General features: G+C 71.8%; 22 protein-coding genes and 1 pseudogene. 4 read left to right on the top strand and 19 right to left on the bottom strand.

Going from position 1 to position 21,942, the window contains the following annotated elements:
* Nucleotides 1-13 precede the first annotated feature (13 nt).
* On the top strand, nucleotides 14-709 hold the full coding sequence (locus tag ACFWWR_RS14260) for an ester cyclase (protein WP_383866089.1): 696 nt from the start codon (nucleotides 14-16) through the stop codon (nucleotides 707-709).
* Between the two features lie 80 nt (nucleotides 710-789).
* Here the strand turns inward: ACFWWR_RS14260 and ACFWWR_RS14255 are convergent, their stop codons facing one another.
* From ACFWWR_RS14255 to ACFWWR_RS14230, 6 genes and pseudogenes are all read right to left on the bottom strand, one after another.
* A complete protein-coding gene (locus ACFWWR_RS14255; RefSeq protein WP_383866087.1) occupies nucleotides 790-1,134 on the bottom strand; it encodes a hypothetical protein in 345 nt (114 codons plus the stop codon).
* Nucleotides 1,131-1,382: a hypothetical protein gene (locus ACFWWR_RS14250; protein ID WP_384303396.1), complete on the bottom strand. Its 252-nt coding sequence runs from the start codon at nucleotides 1,380-1,382 to the stop codon at nucleotides 1,131-1,133. Before ACFWWR_RS14250 ends, ACFWWR_RS14255 begins: the two co-directional genes overlap by 4 nt.
* A 175-nt stretch (nucleotides 1,383-1,557) precedes the next feature.
* The gene (gene groL / locus ACFWWR_RS14245; RefSeq protein WP_383866083.1) at nucleotides 1,558-3,183 is read right to left on the bottom strand and encodes a chaperonin GroEL; all 1,626 of its coding nucleotides are present in this window, start codon (nucleotides 3,181-3,183) and stop codon (nucleotides 1,558-1,560) included.
* A gap of 131 nt (nucleotides 3,184-3,314) precedes the next feature.
* Nucleotides 3,315-3,623, bottom strand: a complete 309-nt coding sequence (gene groES, locus ACFWWR_RS14240; protein WP_003998759.1) for a co-chaperone GroES — start codon at nucleotides 3,621-3,623, stop codon at nucleotides 3,315-3,317.
* 314 nt (nucleotides 3,624-3,937) lie between these two features.
* A pseudogene (locus ACFWWR_RS14235) lies at nucleotides 3,938-4,666 on the bottom strand (polysaccharide deacetylase family protein); the annotation flags it as partial.
* A gap of 395 nt (nucleotides 4,667-5,061) precedes the next feature.
* On the bottom strand, nucleotides 5,062-5,958 hold the full coding sequence (locus ACFWWR_RS14230) for a polysaccharide deacetylase family protein (RefSeq protein ID WP_383866080.1): 897 nt from the start codon (nucleotides 5,956-5,958) through the stop codon (nucleotides 5,062-5,064).
* 91 nt (nucleotides 5,959-6,049) lie between these two features.
* Between ACFWWR_RS14230 and ACFWWR_RS14225 the strand changes: the two genes are divergently transcribed.
* The gene (locus tag ACFWWR_RS14225) at nucleotides 6,050-7,222 is read left to right on the top strand and encodes a methyltransferase domain-containing protein (RefSeq protein ID WP_383866078.1); all 1,173 of its coding nucleotides are present in this window, start codon (nucleotides 6,050-6,052) and stop codon (nucleotides 7,220-7,222) included.
* A gap of 1 nt (nucleotide 7,223) precedes the next feature.
* On the opposite strand, the gene ACFWWR_RS14220 is transcribed toward ACFWWR_RS14225, so the two are convergent.
* The 5 genes from ACFWWR_RS14220 to ACFWWR_RS14200 all read right to left on the bottom strand — a co-directional run bounded on the left by ACFWWR_RS14220 (nucleotide 7,224) and on the right by ACFWWR_RS14200 (nucleotide 12,883).
* On the bottom strand, nucleotides 7,224-8,483 hold the full coding sequence (locus ACFWWR_RS14220) for an RNA polymerase sigma factor (RefSeq protein WP_383866076.1): 1,260 nt from the start codon (nucleotides 8,481-8,483) through the stop codon (nucleotides 7,224-7,226).
* Between the two features lie 52 nt (nucleotides 8,484-8,535).
* Nucleotides 8,536-8,892, bottom strand: coding sequence for a YciI family protein (locus ACFWWR_RS14215; protein ID WP_383866074.1), 357 nt, complete (start codon nucleotides 8,890-8,892; stop codon nucleotides 8,536-8,538).
* A 287-nt stretch (nucleotides 8,893-9,179) separates the two neighbouring features.
* A complete protein-coding gene (locus tag ACFWWR_RS14210; protein WP_383866073.1) occupies nucleotides 9,180-10,235 on the bottom strand; it encodes an LCP family protein in 1,056 nt (351 codons plus the stop codon).
* Between the two features lie 94 nt (nucleotides 10,236-10,329).
* The gene (locus ACFWWR_RS14205) at nucleotides 10,330-11,685 is read right to left on the bottom strand and encodes an endo-1,4-beta-xylanase (protein WP_384303394.1); all 1,356 of its coding nucleotides are present in this window, start codon (nucleotides 11,683-11,685) and stop codon (nucleotides 10,330-10,332) included.
* Nucleotides 11,686-11,815: 130 nt separating this feature from the next.
* A complete protein-coding gene (locus tag ACFWWR_RS14200) occupies nucleotides 11,816-12,883 on the bottom strand; it encodes a LacI family DNA-binding transcriptional regulator (RefSeq protein ID WP_383866069.1) in 1,068 nt (355 codons plus the stop codon).
* Nucleotides 12,884-13,005: 122 nt separating this feature from the next.
* Between ACFWWR_RS14200 and ACFWWR_RS14195 the strand changes: the two genes are divergently transcribed.
* Entirely contained in the window at nucleotides 13,006-15,315 is a 2,310-nt protein-coding gene (locus tag ACFWWR_RS14195; protein WP_384303392.1) for a glycoside hydrolase family 3 N-terminal domain-containing protein, read from the top strand.
* A gap of 105 nt (nucleotides 15,316-15,420) precedes the next feature.
* Here the strand turns inward: ACFWWR_RS14195 and ACFWWR_RS14190 are convergent, their stop codons facing one another.
* Genes ACFWWR_RS14190 through tsaB form a run of 4 tightly spaced genes read right to left on the bottom strand, consistent with a single transcriptional unit; the run spans nucleotide 15,421 to nucleotide 17,924 of the window.
* Nucleotides 15,421-15,678, bottom strand: a complete 258-nt coding sequence (locus ACFWWR_RS14190; protein WP_383866065.1) for a hypothetical protein — start codon at nucleotides 15,676-15,678, stop codon at nucleotides 15,421-15,423.
* Nucleotides 15,675-16,760, bottom strand: a complete 1,086-nt coding sequence (tsaD, locus tag ACFWWR_RS14185) for a tRNA (adenosine(37)-N6)-threonylcarbamoyltransferase complex transferase subunit TsaD (protein ID WP_383866064.1) — start codon at nucleotides 16,758-16,760, stop codon at nucleotides 15,675-15,677. The genes ACFWWR_RS14190 and tsaD overlap by 4 nt, the downstream gene beginning before the upstream one ends.
* Nucleotides 16,753-17,238, bottom strand: coding sequence for a ribosomal protein S18-alanine N-acetyltransferase (rimI, locus tag ACFWWR_RS14180; protein WP_383866152.1), 486 nt, complete (start codon nucleotides 17,236-17,238; stop codon nucleotides 16,753-16,755). Before rimI ends, tsaD begins: the two co-directional genes overlap by 8 nt.
* A gap of 29 nt (nucleotides 17,239-17,267) precedes the next feature.
* Nucleotides 17,268-17,924: a tRNA (adenosine(37)-N6)-threonylcarbamoyltransferase complex dimerization subunit type 1 TsaB gene (gene tsaB / locus ACFWWR_RS14175; RefSeq protein ID WP_384303390.1), complete on the bottom strand. Its 657-nt coding sequence runs from the start codon at nucleotides 17,922-17,924 to the stop codon at nucleotides 17,268-17,270.
* Between the two features lie 114 nt (nucleotides 17,925-18,038).
* Here tsaB and ACFWWR_RS14170 point away from each other — a divergent pair, with 114 nt between their 5' ends.
* The gene (locus ACFWWR_RS14170; protein WP_384303388.1) at nucleotides 18,039-18,593 is read left to right on the top strand and encodes a hypothetical protein; all 555 of its coding nucleotides are present in this window, start codon (nucleotides 18,039-18,041) and stop codon (nucleotides 18,591-18,593) included.
* Here ACFWWR_RS14170 and ACFWWR_RS14165 read toward each other — a convergent pair.
* The 4 genes from ACFWWR_RS14165 to alr all read right to left on the bottom strand — a co-directional run bounded on the left by ACFWWR_RS14165 (nucleotide 18,590) and on the right by alr (nucleotide 21,926).
* On the bottom strand, nucleotides 18,590-18,760 hold the full coding sequence (locus ACFWWR_RS14165) for a hypothetical protein (protein ID WP_383866058.1): 171 nt from the start codon (nucleotides 18,758-18,760) through the stop codon (nucleotides 18,590-18,592). The genes ACFWWR_RS14170 and ACFWWR_RS14165 overlap by 4 nt on opposite strands.
* A gap of 162 nt (nucleotides 18,761-18,922) precedes the next feature.
* Entirely contained in the window at nucleotides 18,923-19,435 is a 513-nt protein-coding gene (tsaE, locus tag ACFWWR_RS14160) for a tRNA (adenosine(37)-N6)-threonylcarbamoyltransferase complex ATPase subunit type 1 TsaE (RefSeq protein ID WP_383866056.1), read from the bottom strand.
* On the bottom strand, nucleotides 19,401-20,657 hold the full coding sequence (locus ACFWWR_RS14155; RefSeq protein WP_383866054.1) for an alpha/beta fold hydrolase: 1,257 nt from the start codon (nucleotides 20,655-20,657) through the stop codon (nucleotides 19,401-19,403). Before ACFWWR_RS14155 ends, tsaE begins: the two co-directional genes overlap by 35 nt.
* A 99-nt stretch (nucleotides 20,658-20,756) precedes the next feature.
* The gene (gene alr / locus ACFWWR_RS14150) at nucleotides 20,757-21,926 is read right to left on the bottom strand and encodes an alanine racemase (RefSeq protein WP_383866052.1); all 1,170 of its coding nucleotides are present in this window, start codon (nucleotides 21,924-21,926) and stop codon (nucleotides 20,757-20,759) included.
* Nucleotides 21,927-21,942 lie beyond the last annotated feature (16 nt).

The following is a 21,942-nucleotide window of genomic DNA, read 5'->3' as shown; positions in this document are numbered from 1 at the left end:
CGGAGGCGGTGTCATGACCTTTGTACAGCTCATTGACTGCAGGACCAGCCGGTTCGAGGAGATGAATCGGCTGATGGACGCGTGGGTCGAGCAGACCCGGGGGAAGCGGACCGCGACGCATGCCGTGGTGGGGAAGGATCTGTCGGACGCGTCGCACTTCGTGGAGATCGTGGAGTTTCCGTCGTACGAGGAGGCGATGCGGAACTCGAATCTTCCCGAGACCGAGCGGGTCTTCCGGGAGCTGGTCGCCCTGTGTGACGGGATGCCGACCTTCACCGACCTGGACGTGGTGCGGGACGAGCAGCTCAACCGTGAGGTCGCGCGGGAGTTCTTCGTGGAGGCCGGGCGGGGCGAGGCAGAGGCGATGTTCGAGCGGTTCACGGACGACTACGTGGATCATGATCCCGCCAATCCGCAGGACCTGGGCCTGCGCGGGGCGCGGGAGGAGTACGCCGGCTGGCGGCGGTCCTTCGACTTCTCGTTCCGGGTGGACGACCAGGTCGCCGAGGGGGACCGGGTATGCACGCGGTGGACGTGGACCGGGCGCCAGAAGGGCGAGTTCCTGGGGATCGCGGCCACCGGACAGGAGGTCGCCATGACGGGTACGACCTGGCACCGGTTCCGGGAGGGAATGATCTGCGAGGGCTGGTGGCAGTACGACCGGGCCGGTCTGCTGGAGCAGTTGGGGATGGTCGCTCAGACCCCGTGACCCGCGAAGGGGAAAGCCCCCGCTCCCTCAGGGGAGTGGGGGTTCCGCGGGGTCTGTCCGCCTCGACCGGGCTCGCCGTGTCAGATCTCCGGCGCGAGCACCGTCAGCCGCAGCAGCGCGGCGACCGCCAACAGCGTGGGGATGGCGTACCACCACCGGCGCATCCACTGGGCCCTGACGAACATCCACGTCAGCAGGGCCACCACGCCGGAGAAGGCCAAGCCGATGCCGGCTGCGACGCCGGAATTGGTGACGGCTTGCCTGTCCCACGGGCCGTCCGGCTCGACCATGTAGGCCGTGAGCACGACATAGCCCGTCACCAGAGCTCCAAGAGCGACAACGACTGCGCATACGGCGGTGCCGACCCGGCTGGAGGACCTCGACCGCCGGCCCTCGCGCACGTCCGCCGTCGGGCTGGAGCTCACCTGAGCGCCTCCTTCGCGTCATCCAGTTTCCGGTCGAAGCCGCGACCATATGCCTGGGCGTCATCGCTCTCGTAGTACGGGCCGCAGTTGTAGCGGGCGGCCAGTTCCTGCATCTGTGCGCGGGTCATCTGCTCCGGCGGTACGTCCGCGAACTCGCTCTCGGCCTTGAGCTGGGCCAGGTATTCGGACGCGATGAACATGTTCTGGGCCGGGTCCCTGGTCGCTTCGACGACGGTGTCCCGCTGCATGTCGGTGAGGTTGTTCGGGTCGTACCCGAGTACTTCGGCGGCCCGGCGGACCTGGATGGCGATGGGCCCATCGAGGTCTGGTCCGCGTCGGTGAGGCCGGGATTGTTCCGACACCCGCACACACGCCGAGGCCCGGCCCCCTCGCGGGTGCCGGGCCTCGGGGTGCTGCCGTGCCTCAGTGGGAGTGGCCGTGGGAGTGACCCCCGGCGGCCGGCTCCTCTTCTTCCTTCTTCTCGACGACCAGGGTCTCGGTCGTGAGGAGGAGGGAGGCGATGGAGGCGGCGTTCTCCAGGGCGGAGCGGGTGACCTTGACCGGGTCGATGACGCCGGCCTTGACCAGGTCGCCGTACTCGCCGGTGGCGGCGTTGAAGCCCTGGCCCTTGTCGAGCTCGGCGACCTTGGAGGTGATGACGTAGCCCTCCAGGCCGGCGTTCTCGGCGATCCAGCGCAGCGGCTCGACGACCGCGCGGCGGACGACGGCGACACCGGTGGCCTCGTCGCCGGTCTTGCCGAGGCCGCCCTCGAGCACCTTGGCGGCGTGCACCAGAGCGGAGCCACCACCGGAGACGATGCCCTCCTCGACCGCGGCGCGGGTCGCGGAGATGGCGTCCTCCAGGCGGTGCTTCTTCTCCTTCAGCTCCACCTCGGTGGCGGCGCCGACCTTGATCACGCACACGCCGCCGGCCAGCTTCGCGAGGCGCTCCTGGAGCTTCTCGCGGTCCCAGTCGGAGTCGGTGTTCTCGATCTCGGCCTTGATCTGGGCGACGCGGCCCGTGACGTCCGCCGAGTCGCCGGCGCCGTCGACGACGGTCGTGTCGTCCTTGGTGACCGTGACGCGGCGGGCGGAGCCCAGCACGTCCAGGCCGACCTGGTCGAGCTTGAGGCCGACCTCCTCGGAGATGACCGTGGCGCCGGTGAGGACCGCCAGGTCCTGCAGCATCGCCTTGCGGCGGTCGCCGAAGCCGGGGGCCTTGACCGCGACCGCGTTGAAGGTGCCGCGGATCTTGTTCACGACCAGGGTCGACAGGGCCTCGCCCTCGACGTCCTCGGCGATGATCAGCAGCGGCTTGGAGGCACCCGCCTGGATGACCTTCTCAAGCAGCGGCAGCAGGTCCTGGATCGAGGAGATCTTGCCCTGGTTGATGAGGATGTAGGGGTCCTCGAGGACGGCCTCCATGCGCTCCTGGTCCGTCACGAAGTACGGCGACAGGTAGCCCTTGTCGAAGGCCATGCCCTCGGTGAAGTCCAGCTCCAGACCGAAGGTGTTGGACTCCTCGACGGTGATGACACCGTCCTTGCCGACCTTGTCCATCGCCTCGGCGATGAGCTCGCCGACCTGCGTGTCCTGGGCGGACAGACCGGCCACGGCGGCGATGTCGGACTTCTCGTCGATCGGGCGGGCGGTCGCGAGGAGCTCCTCGGAGACCGCGGCCACGGCCGCGTCGATGCCCTTCTTCAGCAGCGCCGGGGAGGCACCCGCGGCGACGTTCTTCAGGCCCTCGCGTACGAGCGCCTGCGCGAGCACGGTGGCGGTGGTGGTGCCGTCACCCGCGATGTCGTTGGTCTTGGTCGCCACCTCCTTCACCAGCTGGGCGCCGAGGTTCTCGTACGGGTCCTCGACCTCGACCTCGCGGGCGATGGTGACGCCGTCGTTGGTGATGGTGGGGGCGCCGAACTTCTTGTCGATGACGACGTTGCGGCCCTTGGGGCCGATCGTCACCTTGACCGTGTCAGCGAGCTTGTTGACGCCGCGCTCGAGGGCGCGACGGGCGTCCTCGTCGAACTTCAGGATCTTCGCCATGGGAGCGTGAGCCCTCTCGGAAATCTAGGTGAAATTAGCCGCGCCCCCGGCGCCCGGCTCATGTGGTGATCGCGGGGGGCCAGGGGCGCAGCTCAAGCAATGTGCTTCGCGGTGACGCGAAGCGAGGTGAATTACTTCTCGATGATCGCGAGCACGTCGCGAGCCGAGAGGACGAGGTATTCCTCGCCGTTGTACTTCACTTCGGTGCCGCCGTACTTGCTGTACAGCACGATGTCGCCGGTCTTGACGTCGAGCGGAAGACGCTCGCCGTTCTCGAAGCGGCCCGGGCCCACGGCCAGGACGACGCCCTCCTGGGGCTTCTCCTTGGCAGTGTCCGGGATGACCAGGCCAGAGGCGGTGGTCTGCTCGGCGTCGAGCGGCTGGACCACAATGCGGTCCTCGAGCGGCTTGATGGCAACCTTGGAGCTGGTGGTCGTCACGATCCGACCTCCCCCTTCGGAGATCTCACGGGGTTAACTGTCTGAGGTGGCGACCAGGTGGATCCGTCGTCGCGGGTGCCGGACCTGCCCGTCGCTAGTTGGCACTCTCCAGGGGGGAGTGCCAGGTCTGAGACTATGACTGCGATTAGCACTCGGTCAAGCGGAGTGCCAATGCGGTGCGGCGCGGCGGCCAGGTTTTCACCTTGCGTTCGCTGTCGGGCCCCCTCTGCCGATGCCCGCCTCGGGCCGGGAGCGGCCTGGACCGGCACCGAAAAGCCGACCTGGACGTGCCCGGGACGTGCCCTGGACGTGACCTAGACGTAGTCCTCCAGCCGTCCCACCGTCAGCCCCCTCCCCTGGATCTCCCGCAGCAGTCGCATCGTCCGTTCCGTCAGCGTGTCGGCGGTCGGCTCGCGCGAGGGCACCGAGACGATGTCGCCCGGCCGCGGGCGGTTCGCACCCTCGGTGAAGGTCAGCTCGCCGTTCTCCGCCGAGGCCCGCCACAGGACGACCGCCGAGAGGCCGCAGTCGGCGGCGGCGCGCAGGGTGGTGGTGTCGTACGTGCCGTAGGGCGGGCGGAAGAGGCGGGGGCGGATGCCGAAGCGGGAGCGGAGTTTGTCCTGCTGCCCGCAGATCTCGGCGCGCTGGCCGGCGTACGGCAGCCCGCGCAGCGCGGGATGGTCGAGGGTGTGGTTCTGGATGCTCGCGCCGACCGACCGGAGGCGTGCGAAGTGGCCGTATCCCGGCCCGACGACACTGTCCGTGAGGAACATGCTGACCGGAAGCCGCAGTTCGCGGACCATGTCGACGAACCGCGGGTCCTTCTCGGCCCCGTCGTCGTAGGTGAGGAAGACGACCCGGTCGCGGGTGCGGACGCGGTCGAGGACGGGCGGGCGGCCCGTGGGCGGGGCGGCGGGCCGGGCGGCCGGCTTCGGGGCCGGACGCAGGGGGGCCGCGAGCCCCCATCGACGGTACGGCCGCTCGCCCGCGCCTTCCGGACCGGACGGGCCCGCACGTTCCGGACCGGACGGGCCCGCGCCTTCCGGGCCGTAGGAGCCCGCATCTCGCGGGCCGTCCGAGCCCCCGCCTCCCCGGCCCTCCGAGCCTGCGCCTCCCGGACCCTCCGAGCTCCCGCGTTCCCGAGCGTCCGAGCCCGCGCCTCCCGGGCTCTCCGAGCCGCCGCCCTCAGGCCCGTGCGAGCTCCCGCGTTCCCGAGCGTCCGAGCCCGCGTCTCCCGGGCCCTCCGAGCCGCCCCCCGGCCGGTGCGACCCCTCCCCCTGCGGACCGTTCGAGCCCATCCCCTCGGCCGCCCCGCTCGGGCCGTACGACCCCGCCCGCCCGGCCGCCTTCTCGCCGAGCCGTTCGACGGGGTCGGCGGACTGGGCGCAGCCGGTGAGGAGGGTGGCCGCGAGGACGCCGGCCGTGAGGGCCCGCCACCTCACAGGTAGTCCTCCAGGCGGGCCACGGCGTACCCCTCCCTGGTGATCTTGTTCAGGAAGCGGCGGATCATGTCCGGCATCGTGCCCTTCCAGATCTCCCGGCCGCGGAAGTGGCTGAGGACGATGTCGCCGGGGCGGATCTCGCGGTCCCACTCGCGGTACTCCCAGCGGTCGACGAAGACCTCCTCGTTCCACAGGGGCGCGTACTTGATGCCGCAGGATCTGGCGGCGCGCAGGGTGTCCTCGTTGTAGTTGCCGTAGGGCGGTCGGAAGAGGGTGGGGCGCTTGCCGTAGCGCTTCTCGATCACGTCCTGCATGCCGCAGATCTCGTGCTTCTGGCGGGCGTACGACAGCCCGGGCAGGTAGGGGTGACGGAGGGTGTGGTTGTTGAGGGTGACCCCGCGGGCCTGCATCTTCTTGAAGTAGCCGTAGTCCTCCTTGATCAGGTAGTCGCTGAGGAAGGCGGTGTACGGGATCTTCAGTTCGCTCATCATCCGCAGGAACGCCGGGTCCTTTTCGGCGCCGTCGTCGATGGTGAGGAAGACGACCTTCTGCTCGGTGGGGACCGTGGTGAAGACCGGCGGCAGGTTGTGGTGGCCGTCCACCTCGAAGCCCTTGCGGGTGGTGATCCTCGGTTTGACGGCAGGCGGACGCGGGGGCAGGAGCGGGACCTTCTGGAGACCCCAGCGCTTCACCGCCGCCATCCTGGCCTGGTGCGCGGCCCTCAGTTTGGCCGCGCCCCCCTCCTTCGCACGCTGCTGGCCGAGGGCCGGCCGCACCTCGGAGCCGCCGCCCTGCGCACAGCCGGAGAGGAGGGCCGCGACGGCGAGCACGGCGACACCGGTCCGCACCGTCACCGATGGCCCATTTTTGTATGTTTGTCCTACTGTTCGCATGGTGCCGGATCCTCGCAGGACCGCCACTGCGAACCCGGGCCGACACCGCCACCGGAGGCACACCGTCCACCGACTGGCCCACAATGATGCGGTGAACGACCTTGCCCCCCTCCTCACCCCCGAGGGCCGCGCCCTCCTCGACGCGGTGCGCGGCACCGCCCCGGCCGACGAACTCGCCGTCGCCACCCGGCTGCGCCGCGAGCACCCCGCCGAACTGGTGTCGGCGGCGCTCGGGCAGGCGCGGCTGCGGCAGCGGGCGGCGGCGAAGTTCGGGGACGAGGACGCCGGGCGGATGTTCTTCACGCCCCACGGGGTCGAGCAGTCGACCCGGGCGAGCGTGGCGGCGTACCGGGCGCGGCGGTTGCAGGAGCTGGGCGTGACCTCCGTGGCCGACCTGTGCTGCGGGATCGGGGGGGACGCGATCGCGCTGGCGCGGGCCGGGATCCGGGTGCTGGCCGTGGACCGGGACCCGGGGACGGCGGCGGTGGCACGGGCGAACGCGGACGCGCTGGGCCTCGCCGATCTGGTCGAGGTGCGGGAGGCGGACGTCACGGAGGTCGACACGTCCGGATACGACGCCGTGTTCGTCGACCCGGCGAGGCGCTCCGCCAAGCGGGGGCGGATCTTCGACCCCGAGGCGTACTCGCCACCGCTGTCCTGGGCCGTCCAGGCCGCCCGTACGGCGTCTCGCGCCGCCGCGCTGAAGGTCGCCCCCGGCATCCCCCACGAGGCCGTGCCCGCCGAGGCGGAGGCCGAGTGGATCTCCGACGGCGGGGACGTCAAGGAGGCGGTGCTGTGGTTCCGCACCGAACCGGGGGCGGTACGGGCGACCCTGCTGCCGGGCCCGCGGACGCTCCTCGGCCGGGGCCTGCCCGACCCCCGGGTCCGCCCCGTCGGACGGTACTTGTACGAGCCCGACGGCGCCGTCATCCGCGCCCACCTGGTCGCCGAGGTCGCCGAGGAGCTCGACGGCGGGCTGATCGACCCCACGATCGCCTACATCACGGCCGACGAGCGGCACGTGACCCCGTACGCCTCCGCGTACGAGATCACCGACCGACTGCCCTTCAACGTGAAGAAGTTGAAGGCCCTGCTGCGGGAGCGCGAAGTCGGCATCCTGACCGTGAAGAAGCGGGGATCCGCGGTCGAGCCGGAGGAACTGCGCCGCAAGGCCCTCCCCAAGCAGCACGGGCCGAACTCGGCGACCGTGTTCCTGACGCGGGTCGCCGGGGCGCCGACCATGCTCCTCGGGCACCCCGCCTGACTCAGGAAGCCCCGGCCTCGGCCGCCCGCCTCTGCAGCAGCTCCCGTTCCCGGGTGTTGTGCGTCAGCTCCGCCGCCCGTACGAACTCCGCCCGCGCCTCCGTCGTACGGCCAAGACGCATCAGCAGGTCGCCCCGCACGCTCGGCAGCAAGTGGTAGTCCCGCAGGGCCGGTTCGGCGGCCAGAGAGTCGACGATCTCCAGCGCCGGACCCGGGCCGTCCGCCATCGACACGGCGACCGCCCGGTTGAGTTCGACGACCGGGGAGGGGGCACGGGCGGCGAGCAGGGCGTACAGCGTGGAGATCGCCCGCCAGTCGGTCTCCTCGTAGGAGTGCGCCATCGCGTGGCAGGCGGCGATCGCGGCCTGGAGGGCGTACGGGCCCGGGGCTCCGGTGGCTTCGGCGCGGCCGAGGGCGGTGATGCCGCGGGCGATGAGCATGCGGTTCCAGCGGCGGCGGTTCTGGTCCTTGAGGAGGACGGGCTCGCCGGACGGGCCGGTGCGGGCCGCGGACCGGGACGTCTGGAACTCCAGCAGGGCGGTCAGGCCGTGGACTTCGGGTTCCTTCGGCATCAGGGCCGACAGGACGCGGGCCAGCCGCAGGGCGTCCTCGCACAGGCCCGGGCGCAGCCAGTCGTCGCCGGCCGTGGCGGCGTAACCCTCGTTGTAGATCAGGTAGATGACGTCGAGGACGGAACCGAGGCGGGCCTCGCGGTCGGGGCCGTAGGGGACCTCGAAGGCGATGTTCCTGGCGGCCAGGGTCCGCTTCGCGCGCACGATGCGCTGAGCCACCGTCGCCTCGGGCACCAGGAACGCGCGGGCGATCTCGGGCGTGGTCAGGCCGCCGAGCAGACGCAGGGTGAGGGCGGTGCGGGCCTCGGCGGACAGGACCGGGTGACAGGCGGTGAAGACCAGGCGGAGCAGGTCGTCGTCGATGTCCTCGGGGTCGGCGGGCTCCTCCGGCGGGGCCGCGTCCGTGAGGTCCCGGCCGATCTCGGCGAGCTTGCGGGCGTAGTTCTCCCGGCGCCGGACCAGGTCGACGGCGCGGTGCCGGGCGGTGGCCATGAGCCAGGCGCCCGGGTTGTCGGGGACGCCGTCGCGCGGCCACTGTTCCAGGGCCGCGACGAGCGCGTCCTGGGCCAGTTCCTCGGCGATGCCGACGTCCCGGACGATGCGGGCGACGCCGGCGATGATGCGGGGGGACTCGATCCGGAAGACGGTTTCGACGGCTCCGCGCGGGTCGGCGGTGGGCTGTGGTGTCACAGCCCACCATCAGACACCCGCGCAGGCATGCCGCCAAACGCTCAGCCGGCGCTCAGCCTTCGGCGATCTCCCGCACCTCGCACGTCACCGTCCAGTGCTCCTCGTGCACCTTCAGGAACCGCTTGGTCCACTCGATCGCCTCGGCCTTGTCCTTGGCCTGGATGATCGCGTAGCCGCCGACGACCTCCTTGGCCTCCGTGAACGGCCCGTCCGTGACGGACAGCTGCCCGCCCTCCCAACGCACCCGGTTGCCCTGCGCGGTCGGCGTCAGCCCGGCGGTGTCCAGCAGCACGCCGGCCTTCGTCATCTCGTCGATCAGCTCCCCCATCCGCTGCATCAGCTCGGGGCTGGGGCCCTCGGCGGGGGCGGTGGACTCGTCGATCTGGACCAGGGAGAGATAGCGCGGCATGGTGCCTGCCTCCTCGTGTCGTGGGCCGGGCTGTTCCCGGCCTCTCACCCCTGCGTCGATCGGGAGGCACCCGCATCGACAGGCTCGACGAAGATCTTCGAAGATTTTTCCGCCGCTTGCACGCCGGGCGTCGTGCCGGGCACGTCTCTCCGCGGGCGGGGCGCCATGCCGGTACAGCATCCCGGCCGCAGCCCGGCGCCATTCGGGTCCCCTCCGGCGCGACGCCCGTCGTGGCCGCCGGCGTGAGGAGGCCGAGCCGCAGCAGGGGACCGAGGCGGCCGCCCCGACTACCTGAGCGACTCCCAGAGTTCGCCGGCCTCCGGCTCGTCCGCCACCACGCGGTTGGGGTCCGAGGGTGCGGTCACCACCGGCATCGTCACCGTCGTCACCTGGTCCGCCGACAGGCCCTTGAGGCTTTCGCCCAGGCGCATCAGCTCGGTCAGGGAGTCGAGACCGGTGTCCGTGGTGAGGCTGCCGGTGACCGCGTCGGCGACCCGGTACAGCTTGGCGGGGTCGGACAGCAGGTTCGTCGAGGAGATCTGTTCCAGCAGGGCCTTCACCAGCATCTGCTGGAGACCTATGCGGCCGAGGTCACTGCCGTCGCCTATGCCGTGCCGGGTACGGGCGAGCGCGAGGGCCTGGTCGCCGTCGAGTTCGTGGGTGCCGGCCTTCAGCTTCAGGTGGCTGTCGTCGTCGTCGATGTCCTCGTCCGTGGTGACGGTGACCCCGCCGAGCGCGTCCACCAGCTTGGCGAAGCCCGCGAAGTCGATCTCGATGTAGTGGTCCATGCGGACGTCGGTGATCGACTCGACCGTCTTGACCGCACACACCGGCCCGCCCACCGAGTACGCGCTGTTGAACATCGAGTGGTACGCCACCGCCGTCGACCCCCCGGACGACAGCGGGCAGGACGGCCGGGTGACGAGCGTGTCGCGGGGGATGCTGACCACGGTCGCCGTCGTACGGCCCGCGTCGAGGTGCACCACCATCGCCGTGTCGGACCGTGCCCCGGAGCTGTCACCGCCGCCGAGCTCCTGGTTCTCCTCGCCGCTGCGCGAGTCGGAGCCGAGGACCAGGATGTTCAGCGCCTCGGTGGGCAGCGGGGAGGCGGACGCGGAACCGGACGGGGTCGGCGTCGTCACCGCCTTCGCGGGGCGGTCGTCGCCGAGCGCGTTGTTGATGTCGACGCTCTTGATGTTGCTGTTGAGGTGCCAGTAAGCCCAGCCGGCCGTGGCGACGCCCAGCACCAGTGCGCCCGCGAGTGTGAGACCGGCGGCCTTGAGCGCTCTCGACCGCCGGCCCCCGCGTCTGCCCTCGTCGCCGTGCTCTCCGTGTCCGGTCACGGGGAGGAACGTAAGTCCGAATTATTAGGAGAATGTTAGGGACGGGGGCGGGAGACGCTTTTCTTCGGAAAATCTCATACTTCTCAGGACCGCCTCACCCCAGCGTCACCACCGGCACCGGGTTGCTCCCGCTCCACGAGGCGTTGAACCCGAAGGTCACCGACCCGCCGTCCGGGACGGTCCCGTTGTAGGAGGCGTTGGAGCAGCTGACCGCCGTCCCCGTCTGGGTGCAGGTCGCGTTCCAGGCCTGCGTGATCCGCTGCCCCGCGCCGTACGTCCAGCCGACCTTCCACGACGACAGCGCGGACCCCGAGCAGGCGATCCGCACCTGTCCGGTGAAGCCGGAGTTCCACTGACTGGTCACGCTGTACGTCGCCGTGCACGCGCCCGTCGGCGGCTCGCTCGTGGTCCCGCCCAGCGCCTCCGCGATGGCGTGGTAGGCCGGTTTCGGCGCGTAGTTCTCGTCGTACGGCGTCGCCGCGCCCTGCCCGGGGAAGGTGTCCGGGATCCAGGAGTCGGAGTCGGTGAAGCCCCACACGGTGACGCCGACGCACCGGGCCACCGCCACACACGCGCCGACGACCGCCTTGTAGTCGGCGGCCTGCTGGGTCAGCTTCGTGCTGTCGGACGGCAGTTGCATCCGGATGTCCAGCTCGGTGATCGCCACGTCCACGCCGAGGTCGGCGAAGCGCTGGATGTTCTGCTGGAGCGTGGACGGCACCTGGCCGAGGATGAGGTGGGCCTGGAGCCCGACCCCGTCGATCGGGACGCCGCGCTCCTTCAGGGACTTGACCAGGTTGTACAGGGCGGTGCTCTTCGCGTTGACGCCCTCGACGTTGTAGTCGTTGATGTACAGCTTGGCGGCCGGGTCCGCGGCACGCGCCGCGGTCAGGGCCTGGGCGATGTAGTCGGCGCCGAGGCCGTTGTACCAGAGGGTCTGACGGTAGGTGCCGTCCTCGTTGAACGGCTCGTTGACCACGTCCCAGGTGGCCAGCCGGCCCTTGTACCGGCCGACTTCCAGCGCGATGTGGTCGTTCATCAGCCCGCTCAGCTGGGCCGCGGTCCAGGTGCCGTTCGTCAGCCAGCTCGGGTTCTGGCTGTGCCAGACCAGGGTGTGGCCGCGCACCTGCTGACCGTTGGCCTCGGCGAAGGCGACGATCTGGTCGGCCTCGGCCCAGTTGAAGGTGCCCCGGGTCGGCTCGACCGAGCCCCATTTCATGGCGTTGCCGGGGGTGAGGGCGTTGAACTCGCGGGCGGCGGTGTCGCCGTACGTCCCGGTGAGTTTGGATCCGGTGACCGCCGTGCCCATGACCTTGCCCTTGGCGTCGGCGAGGTCGCGCAGGGGTGCGTCGGCGGCGTGCGCCGCGGGCGCCGTGACCAGCAGCGCGCCGAGCAGGGCGACGCCGCTGAGCAGTGATGTGAGGGATAAGCCCGTTCTCAGAGATCTCATTGCGGGTGCCTCCGAAAGTTTCGGTCGAACAACCGATTGGCTTCGGAGCAGTGTGGGGTGCGTCACCACACCGGTCAATACAGAAACAGGCCTCCCCGCAGTCGCCTTACGGCCTCCCCGCGGGCCTGCCCTACCCCGTCGGCGGTGTCCCGGTGCTGGCCCGCACCACCAGACTCGTCGCCAGCTCCACCCGGGTCGCCGCCGACGTGGCGCCGGCGTCGCGTCCGAGGTCGAGGACCAGCTTGGCGGCCGCCTCGGCCATCTCCGTCAGGGGCTGTCGTACGGTCGTCAGCGGCGGCCCCACCCAGGGCGCCACCGGCAGATCGTCGAAGCCGACCACGCTCAGGTCCTCCGGGATCCTGAGCCCCAGCTCGCGCGCGGCCTCGTACAGTCCGAGCGCCTGGAGGTCGTTGCCGGCGAAGACCGCGGTGGGCCGGTCCGGGCGGCGCAGCAGTTCGAGGCCCCGCCGGTAGCCGGCCTCGTGGTGGAAGTCGCCGGCCGCGATCAGCTCGGGGTCGACGGGCAGTCCGGCGGTCTCCAGGGCGGCCCGGTAGCCGTCGATGCGGGCGCGGCTGCACATCATCCGGGACGGTCCGCTGATCGCGCCGATCCGGGTGTGCCCGAGCTCGACCAGGTGCCGGGTGGCGGCGAGGCCGCCCTGCCAGTTGGTGGCGCCGATCGAGGGCACGTCGGCGCCCGGGTCGCCGGCCGGGTCCATCACCACGAACGGGATGGAGCGGCTGTTGAGCAGGGCGCGCTGGGACTCGTCGAGCCCGGACAGCACGAGGATCACGCCGTGCGGACGGCGGGCGGCGACCTGGTCGGCCCAGGTCCGTCCCGGGGTCAGCCGCCCCGCGCTCTCGCTCAGCACCACGCTCAGACCGGCGTCCCGCGCCACGTTCTCCACGCCCCGGATGACCTCCATCGCCCAGGCGCTCTCCAGCTCGTGGAAGACCAGGTCGATCAGGGGCGAGCGGCTCGCCTCGGCACGCCGGCGCCGGTAGCCGTGCGCGCGCAGAAGGTCCTCCACGCGACTGCGGGTCGCCGGGGCGACATCGGCACGTCCGTTCAGGACCTTCGAAACTGTCGGCGCCGAAACGCCGGCCTCGCGGGCGATCTCGGCGAGCGTCGCGGTCTGCGCGGACCGTCCGGCCGTCGGGGCTGTCGTCCGGGTTTCTGCGGGCTCCGGGGGTGTCATGGCGGCGATCGTATCCCTGCGCGACCTCTTGACGAACCCCTCTCACCGCCCTAGGTTCCCAAAACATTCGACTTACATTACGAAACATTCGCGAGAGGGCCATCGACCCCGACAGGAGTTACATGACCACCGCCCCCTGGCGTGACCCCGCCCTGCCCGCCGCCGCCCGCGTCGACGACCTCCTCTCCCGGATGACCCTGGAGGAGAAGACCGCCCAGCTGTACGGCGTGTGGGTGGGCGCCGCCACGGACGGCGACGGAGTCGCCCCCCTGCAGAGCGAGATGACCACCGACTACGACTGGGACGAGCTGATCACCCACGGCCTCGGCCAGCTCACCCGTCCCTTCGGCACGGCCCCGGTGGACCCGGCGCTGGGCGCGCAGGCACTGGCCCGCGCCCAGCGCCGTATCGCCGAGGCCGGCCGCTTCGGCATCCCCGCGATCGCCCACGAGGAGTGCCTGGCCGGCTTCACCGCCTGGCAGGCCACCGCCTACCCGGTCCCGCTCGCCTGGGGCGCGACCTTCGACCCCGCGCTCGTCGAGGAGATGGCCCGCCGCATCGGCGACGACCTGCGCTCGGTCGGCGTCCACCAGGGCCTCGCCCCGGTCCTGGACGTCGTACGGGATCCCCGCTGGGGGCGCGTCGAGGAGACCATCGGCGAGGACCCGTACCTGGTCGGCACGGTCGGCGCCGCCTATGTCCGCGGCCTCGAATCGGCCGGGATCATCGCCACGCTCAAGCACTTCGCCGGGTACGCCTCCTCGGCCGGCGCCCGCAACCAGGCCCCCGTACGCGCGGGGGTCCGCGAGTTCGCCGACGTGGTCCTCCCGCCGTTCGAGATGGCGCTGCGGGAGGGCGGCGCCCGCTCGGTGATGGCCGCGTACACCGACACGGACGGCGTCCCCGCCTCGGCCGACCCCGGCCTGCTGACCGAACTCCTCCGCGAGCAGTGGGACTTCGCCGGCACGGTGGTCGCCGACTACTTCGGCATCGGCTTCCTGCAGACCCAGCACCGGGTGGCGGGGACCGAGGCGGAGGCGGCGAATGCGGCGCTGTCGGCGGGCGTCGACGTGGAACTGCCGACCCTCAAGTGCTACGGAAAGCCACTGCTGGAGGCGGTCGGGGCGGGCTCGGTCCCGGAGTCCCTGATCGACCGGGCGGTCCGCCGGGTCCTGCTCCAGAAGTGCGAACTGGGCCTGCTGGACGAGGACTGGGCCCCGGAGCCGACCGGCCGCATCGACCTCGACTCGTCGGCGAACCGCGCGCTGGCCCGCCGCCTGGCCGAGGAGTCGGTGGTGCTGCTGGACAACCCGGACGGCCTGCTCCCCCTGGCCCCGGACACACGCATCGCGGTGGTCGGCCCGAGGGCGTCGGACGCGCTGGCGATGCTCGGCTGCTACTCCTTCCCCTCCCACGTCCTCACGCAGCACCCCGAAGTGCCGATGGGCATCGAGATCCCCACGCTGCTGGAGTCCCTGCGGGCCGAACTCCCGGACGCGAAGGTGGCGTTCGCCGAGGGCTGCGGGGTGTCGGATCCGGACCCGTCCGGCTTCGAGGAAGCTGTGGCGCGGACGGCCGAGGCGGACGTCTGCGTGGCGGTACTGGGCGACCGGGCGGGCCTGTTCGGCCGGGGCACGTCGGGCGAGGGCTGCGACGCGACGGACCTGCGGCTCCCCGGTGCACAGGCCGAGTTGCTGGACACGCTGGTGGCGACCGGCGTCCCGGTCGTCCTCGTCCTGCTCACCGGCCGCCCGTACGCCCTGGGCCGTTGGGACGGCCGGCTCGCCGCCGTCGTCCAGGCGTTCTTCCCCGGGGAGGAAGGCGGCCCGGCGGTGGCGGGAGTGCTGTCGGGCCGCGTGAACCCGTCCGGCCGCCTGCCGGTCAGCGTCCCGCGCGTCCCCGGCGGCCAGCCGTGGACGTACCTCCAGCCGCCGCTGGGCCTGCGGGCGGACGTGAGCAACCTGGACCCGACACCGCTGTACGCCTTCGGACACGGCCGCTCCTACACGGAGTTCGCGTGGGAGGACTTCGGGAGCGGACCGGCGGCGGAGGTGGACACCGACGGTACCTACGAGGTGTCGGTCACGGTCCGCAACGCGGGCGACCGCCCCGGCGCCGAGGTCGTCCAGCTGTATCTGCACGATCCGGTCGCCACGGTCACCCGCCCCGACGTCCGCCTGATCGGCTACCGGCGCCTTGAGCTGGAGCCGGGCCGGTCCTCCCGGGTCACCTTCCGCTTCCACCCGGACCTGTCGGCCTTCACGGACCGGTCCGGCCGAAGGGTGGTCGAACCGGGTGCGCTGGAGCTACGGCTGGCGGTCTCCAGCGCGGACGTACGCCACACGGCCCGGCTGACCGTCACGGGGCCGGTCAGGGTGCTGGGTCCGGACCGCAGGCTGCACTGCGAGGCGGAGGTGTCGGACGCGGGGTGACCTCGACCGGTACAGCCACCCTGAGCTGAGGGCGTGTCATCGCCGCGACGGCCGCACCGGCCGTCGCGGCCGCCCCCGAAGCTCTCCGGCTCTCCTGCTCCCCGGTCAGCCCGCGTCCACCGACTCGAACCGCCACCGGTGCACCGCCCGGCCGACCAGGTCACCGCCCGGTTCGGGCAGTTCGGGCAGCTCGGCGTCGTAGGCCGCGTCCCACCACGTGATGACCAGCACCCGGTCCTGCGGGGCGCGGAAGGTCTCCCGGCGCAGCGGCGCCTCGGGCAGTTGCTGCCGCCGTACCCAGGCCAGCAACTCCTCGCCCCGCCCGTCGACCGCCCGTGCCTCCCACATCAGCGCGACCGTCATGAGTACAGGTTCTCGTTGCCGACCTCGTGGACGTGGTCGTGCCCGGGCACATGCGGTTCGGTCACGGGAAGGGACGAGTCCGCCGACAGGTCCCAGCTCGACGCCGGCCGGTTCCGCGCCACCATCTCCGCCCCCAGCGCGGCCACCATCGCCCCGTTGTCGGTGCACAGCTTGGGCCGCGGTACCCGCAGCCGGATCCCGGCCGCCTCGCAGCGCTCCCGGGCCAGCGCCCGCAAGCGGGTGTTGGCCGCCACGCCGCCGCCGATCATCAGGTGGTCGACGCCCTCGTCACGACAGGCCCTGACCGCCTTGCGCGTCAGCACGTCCACGACCGCCTCCTGGAAGGACGCCGCCACGTCACGCACCGGCACCTCCTCCCCCGCCGCCCGCTTCGCCTCGATCCAGCGGGCCACGGCCGTCTTCAGCCCGGAGAAGGAGAAGTCGTACGCCGGGTCGCGCGGCCCGGTCAGACCGCGCGGGAACGCGATGGCCGACGGATCGCCCTCCTTCGCGTACCGGTCGATGACCGGGCCGCCCGGGAAGCCCAGGTCGAGCACGCGCGCGATCTTGTCGAAGGCCTCCCCCGCCGCGTCGTCGATGGTGGCGCCCATCGGCCGTACGTCGGAGGTGATGTCCGAGGAGAGCAGCAGGGACGAGTGGCCGCCGCTCACCAGCAGCGCCATCGTCGGCTCCGGCAGCGCCCCGTGCTCCAGCTGGTCCACGCAGATGTGCGAGGCCAGGTGGTTCACGCCGTACAGCGGCTTGCCGAGCGCGTAGGCGTACGCCTTCGCCGCCGAGACCCCGACGAGCAGGGCACCGGCGAGACCCGGACCGGCCGTCACGGCGATGCCGTCCAGGTCCTTCGCGGAAACTCCCGCTTCCTTCAGCGCGCGGTCGATGGTCGGCACCATCGCCTCCAGGTGCGCCCGGGAGGCGACCTCCGGCACGACCCCGCCGAAACGGGCGTGCTCGTCGACGCTGGAGGCGATGGCGTCGGCCAGCAGGGTGGTGCCCCGGACGATGCCGACGCCGGTCTCGTCACAGGAGGTCTCGATGCCGAGGACGAGCGGTTCGTCAGCCATGGATCTCGGTTCCTTGTACGCCGTTCACGGAGGTGGAGGGGCCGTTCAGTTTCATCACCAGGGCGTCCACGTTGCCCGGTTGGTAGTAGCCGCGTCGGAAACCGATGGGCTCGAAGCCGAAGCGCTCGTAGAGCTTCTGGGCGCGGACGTTGTCGACCCGGCACTCCAGCATCACTTCGGCGCACTCGAAGGCGGACGCGGCACGCAGCAGCTCGGCCAACAGCCGTCCGCCGAGGCCGGTGCCCTGGTGGTCGCGGGCGACGGCGATCGTCTGTACGTCGGCCACGTCTCCTGAGGAGGCGAGTCCCGCGTACCCCACCAGGCGCCCGTCGGCGTTCTCGGCGACGACGTAGCGCCGGGTCGCCTCGGCGCCCCGGGAGTGGGCCAGCTCGGACCAGAACATCCCCCGCGACCAGGCGTCCTCGGGGAAGAGGTCCCGCTCCAGTTCGAGCACGGGGTCGATGTCCCACCAGCGCATCTCGCGCAGTCGAGGAGTCACGGTGTGGGTCACTTGGGGGTGACCACCTTGTAGTTCTTGGGGACCTGGGCGTCGGGGCGGCGCAGGTACAGGGGCCGGGGGGCGGGGAGTTCCCGGCCGGCGGCCAGTCTCTCGGCGGCCAGAGAGGCGAGCGCCGCGGCCGACACGTTCTCGGGCTCGTGCGCGACGGGGAAGGTGTCCGGGTAGAGCAGCGCACCCGCGCCGACGGCCGGCAGCCCGGCCACCTGGCCGGCGACGTCGGCGGGCCGGTCGACGGCGGGGTCGGTGAGGCGGGTGCGGGAGTCGGCGTACTTCGCCCAGTAGACCTCCTTGCGCCGGGCGTCGGTCGCCACGACGAAGGGGCCCTTCTCGATGTCGGCCGCGTACGCGAGGCCGTCGAGGGTGCACACGCCGTGGACGGGGACACCGAGCACGAGCCCGAAGGTGTCCGCGGTCATCAGGCCGACGCGCAGTCCGGTGTAGGGGCCGGGGCCGATGCCGACGACGACACCGGTGACGGCGTCGATCTTGAGGCCGGCCTGGGTGAGGACGCGGTCGACGGCCGGCAGCAGCAGCTCGCCGTGCCGGCGCGCGTCCACCTGACTCGACGAGGCGATGACGTCCGTGCCGTCGTGCAGCGCGACGGTGACGGCGGGGGTGGCGGTATCCAGAGCGAGCAAGAGCACGCAAACAGCCTACGGCTCCCGCGGCGCGGGCACGGCCGTCCAGGACGGGTGGTCACCTGCTGCTACCGTCGCCGCAAAGCGGGACGTACTACACGAGGCATGAGGTGGACGACGGTGGCAAGTGGCAGCTCGGGAATCGTGACCGGGCTCACTGTGGCGGCCCTGGCGGCGGTCGGCTTCCTCGCATACCAGGCCTCGGTGAGCGTCCCGGCCGGCCTCGGCGGGCCGGACACCGGCGGCCCGGCCGCGACGGCCGTTGCGAAGGCGCCCCGCGACCAGGGGAACCCCACCGCGCTGCCCGCCGACTCCGGTACGGGTGAACGGGTCGTCTACTCGCTGAACGACGACCGGGTGTGGCTGGTCGGCCCGGGCAACAAGGTCAGCCGCACCTTCAAGGTCACCCCGGGGACCGTCGCCCCGGCCCCGGGCACCTACACGGTCATGTCCCGCTCGAACAGGATCACCGGCACCGACGGCATCCCCGTCGAGCACGTCGTGCGCTTCACCAGCGTGGACGGCGTGGCCGTCGGCTTCAGCGCAGCGCTGGACAACTCCGCGCCGGCCTCCGGCCGCGTGGCCAAGACAGGCGGTATCCGGGAGTCCCGGCCCGACGGCGACGCGATGTGGAAGTCCGCGACGATCGGCGCGAAGGTAGTCGTGGTCCCCTAGGCCGCTTTCCGATGCTCGGCAGACGGCTGGACCGTTCCGGGGTCGGGCAGACGCGGCGGCGTGGAAACGGCGTGCGCGGCGGCGCAGGACGCCAGCAGGTCGCGCATGGACACCCCGGCGACGACCGCATACGGCCGCGGTTCCGGCGTGTTCTCGGTGGCCGACATGGACGCCTCCTGAAGTTCGGGGGCGGGCGTAGTTAGGTACACCTAACTACAAACTGGATACCATGTGACCACGCACGAGACGTCGAGCGCAACATCTTGCCGACGCCTTGTCGGAACCTTCATCTCTCGCGGCCGCCGTTCACACGAACGGGCGCGGACCGCTCACGCCGAGAGCACGCTCAGATCGACCGCTGCCCACCGCTTCCCCAGCCCGGTCAGCGTCACGTGCCGCACCTCGTCCGTCGTGTCTCCGACGGCCCGGTGGATCACGACCTCCAGTCGGTCGTCGGTCAGCTCCTCGACCTTGCCCTCACCCCACTCCACGACGATCACCGACTCGGGCAGCGAGACGTCGAGGTCGAGGTCCTCCATGTCGTCGAGGCCGCCGGCCAGGCGGTAGGCGTCGACATGGACGAGCGGCGGCCCGTCCCCGAGGGACGGGTGCACACGGGCGATCACGAAGGTCGGGGACGTCACGGCCCCCCGGACGCCGAGCCCCTCGCCGAGCCCGCGGGTCAGCGTCGTCTTGCCCGCGCCCAGCTCACCGGTGAGCATCACGAGGTCGCCGGCGCGCAGCAGCTTGGCCAGGCGGCGGCCCAGCTCGCGCATCTGGTCGGGGGAGGTGACGGTCAGCTCGATGTCAGCCGGGTCGTGCGGCGCTGCTGGTGCTTCCATAGCCACCCACGGTAGCTCCTGCGGGTACCGCACCCGCCCTGGTGAGCAGGTCGGCGAGCCGGTCGGTGACCACTTCCGGGTGTTCCAGCATCACCAGGTGCCCGGCGTCCGGGACGAGCACCAGCTCGGCGTCCGGCAGCAGGTCGGCGATGGCCTCGCTGTGCTCGCTGGGCGTGACGAGGTCCCCCACCCCGGCCAGTACGAGCACCGGCATGTCGGCGAAGTGGGCGATGGCCTCGGTCTTGTCGTGGTCGTTGAACGCCGGGTAGTACTCGGCGACCACGTCGATCGGCGTGCCCTCGATCATCCGCTCGGCGAACCGGGCGATGGCCGGGTCGACGTCCCGGGACGCGAACGAGTACCGCTTGATGACCCCGGCGAACAGGTCGGCGGTCGCCCGGCGCCCCTTCTCCACCAGGGCGGCCTGCTGGCCCAGCGCCCTCAGCACGCCGGGGAGCACCCGTCGTACGGCGTTCACGCCCGCCACGGGCAGCCCGAAGTTCACCTCGCCGAGCCGCCCCGACGACGTGCCCACCAACGCCACCGCCACCACCCGCTCGCGGATCAGCTCGGGGTACTGGTCGGCGAGGGCCATGACGGTCATGCCGCCCATGGAGTGCCCCACCAGCACGAGCGGCCCGTCCGGCACGGCCGCGTCGATGACGGCCTTCAGGTCGCGGCCGAGCTGCTCGATGCTGACCGGCACGTCGTTCTGCACCTGGGCCACACCGCGCGCGGACCGGCCGTGGCTGCGCTGGTCCCAGTGCACGGTCCGTACGACGCCCCGCAGGGCGGCGCGCTGGAAGTGCCAGGAGTCCTGGCTGAGGCAGTAGCCGTGGCTGAAGACGACGGTGACGGGCGCGGGTGCCTTGCGGCCGAAGAGCCGCCGGCGCCGGGGCCCGATCGAGGCGGCGGTGGTGTCCGGGTCGACGTCGTCGACCTCGTAGTACAACTCGGTGCCGTCGTCGGCGTACGCCTTGCCGGGCGTGCCGCGCAGCGCGCCGTACGGCCCGGTCGAGTCCAACGCGAGTCGCGCCCTCTGGCGCATCCCGCGGCCGACGGTGAGCCGCTCTATGGCGACTCCGGCGGCCGCGCCCGCGGCGACCACCCCTATCGCGGCGCCCGCGATGCCGGTCGCCCGGCGCCAGCCGGCGGCCGCCCCCGCGGCGGCGGCGACGGCCGCCGCGGCGTCCGCGACGGCCTCCGCACTGCTCTCGCTCACGTAACCGCTCCTCTTCGCCGCACTGCTGGTTCGCTGGGTCGGTTGACACAGGTGTTGCCGGGTGATGCAGGGCTTGCTGTTCTTCCGCGCACTTGCGGGTTACCCGACTGGTTCCTCATTCACATGGACGCGGGGAACGCGCGTTCCGATCCGGGTGACGATCTCGTACGCGATGGTCCCCGCGGCCTGGGCCCAGTCCTCGGCGGTGGGCTCACCACGGTCGCCCGGCCCGAAGAGGACGGCCTCCGCCCCCGCTTCGGGCTCGTCACCGCCCAGGTCGACGACGAACTGGTCCATGGCGACCCGCCCCGCGACCGTCCGCCACTTGCCGCCGACCAGCACGGGGCCGGTCCCGGAGGCGTGCCGCGGAATGCCGTCCGCGTAGCCGACGGGTACCAGGCCGAGGGTCGTCTCGCCCGGCGTGACGTAGTGATGCCCGTAACTGACGCCGTGGCCCCCCGGCACGTGCTTCACGAGCGCGACGGTCGCCGAGAGGGTCATCACCGGACGCAGCCCGAAGTCGGCGGGGCTGCCGACCTCGGGGCTCGGTGAGATCCCGTAGACCGCGATCCCGGTCCGTACGAGGTCGAAGTGGGCCTCGGGAAGGGTGAGCGTGGCCGGCGAGTTGGCGATGTGCCGCACCTCGGGCCGCACGCCCCGGCCCTCCGCGTACGCCACCATCTCCCGGAAACGGGTGAGCTGGGCGGCGATGGAGGGATGCCCGGGTTCGTCGGCGCAGGCGAAGTGCGACCAGAGCCCGGTGACCCGGACCAGCCCTTCGCGCTCGGCCTTCAGCGCCTCATCGACGAGCTCGGCCCAGTCCTCGCCGGGCTGACAGCCGTTGCGCCCCAGCCCGGTGTCGGCCTTGAGCTGCACGCGCGCGGGAGTACGGGCCCCGCGGGCCGCCTCGGTGACTTCCCTCAGGGCCCACATCGCGCTGACGGACACGTCGAGATCGGCCTCGACGGCGGCCCGCCAGGGCCCGCCGGGCGTCCAGAGCCAGCACATGATGCGGCCGTCCAGCCCGGCGGCCCGCAGGGCGAGGGCCTCCTCGGGCGTGGCCGTACCGAGCCAGGTGGCCCCGGCCTGCACCGCCGCGCGGGCACACGGCACCGCCCCGTGTCCATAGGCGTCGGACTTCACCACGGCCATGACGGCCGCCCCCGCCGCACGGGCACGCAGACTCCGCACGTTGGCCCGCAGTGCGGCCAGGTCGATCTCGGCGCGGGCCCGCAGCGGTGCGGTCGGGGCAGGTGCTGTCTCAGTCATGGCGCCCCCAGTGTCT

Source organism: Streptomyces sp. NPDC058678 (genome assembly GCF_042714835.1).
Classification (GTDB): Bacteria; Actinomycetota; Actinomycetes; order Streptomycetales; family Streptomycetaceae; genus Streptomyces.
This window is presented reverse-complemented; position numbering and strand designations above follow the sequence as displayed.

Bases quoted from the DNA above. Each gene is read 5' to 3' on its own strand.
- ACFWWR_RS14260 (WP_383866089.1), top strand. From the start codon at position 14: ATGACCTTTGTACAGCTCATTGACTGCAGGACCAGCCGGTTCGAGGAG.
- ACFWWR_RS14250 (WP_384303396.1), bottom strand. From the start codon at position 1,382: ATGCAGCGGGACACCGTCGTCGAAGCGACCAGGGACCCGGCCCAGAAC.
- groL (WP_383866083.1), bottom strand. From the start codon at position 3,183: ATGGCGAAGATCCTGAAGTTCGACGAGGACGCCCGTCGCGCCCTCGAG.
- ACFWWR_RS14230 (WP_383866080.1), bottom strand. From the start codon at position 5,958: ATGCGAACAGTAGGACAAACATACAAAAATGGGCCATCGGTGACGGTG.
- ACFWWR_RS14215 (WP_383866074.1), bottom strand. From the start codon at position 8,892: ATGCCGCGCTATCTCTCCCTGGTCCAGATCGACGAGTCCACCGCCCCC.
- ACFWWR_RS14205 (WP_384303394.1), bottom strand. From the start codon at position 11,685: ATGAGATCTCTGAGAACGGGCTTATCCCTCACATCACTGCTCAGCGGC.
- ACFWWR_RS14200 (WP_383866069.1), bottom strand. From the start codon at position 12,883: ATGACACCCCCGGAGCCCGCAGAAACCCGGACGACAGCCCCGACGGCC.
- ACFWWR_RS14195 (WP_384303392.1), top strand. From the start codon at position 13,006: ATGACCACCGCCCCCTGGCGTGACCCCGCCCTGCCCGCCGCCGCCCGC.
- ACFWWR_RS14190 (WP_383866065.1), bottom strand. From the start codon at position 15,678: ATGACGGTCGCGCTGATGTGGGAGGCACGGGCGGTCGACGGGCGGGGC.
- tsaD (WP_383866064.1), bottom strand. From the start codon at position 16,760: ATGGCTGACGAACCGCTCGTCCTCGGCATCGAGACCTCCTGTGACGAG.
- rimI (WP_383866152.1), bottom strand. From the start codon at position 17,238: ATGCGCTGGTGGGACATCGACCCCGTGCTCGAACTGGAGCGGGACCTC.
- ACFWWR_RS14165 (WP_383866058.1), bottom strand. From the start codon at position 18,760: ATGTCGGCCACCGAGAACACGCCGGAACCGCGGCCGTATGCGGTCGTC.
- tsaE (WP_383866056.1), bottom strand. From the start codon at position 19,435: ATGGAAGCACCAGCAGCGCCGCACGACCCGGCTGACATCGAGCTGACC.
- alr (WP_383866052.1), bottom strand. From the start codon at position 21,926: ATGACTGAGACAGCACCTGCCCCGACCGCACCGCTGCGGGCCCGCGCC.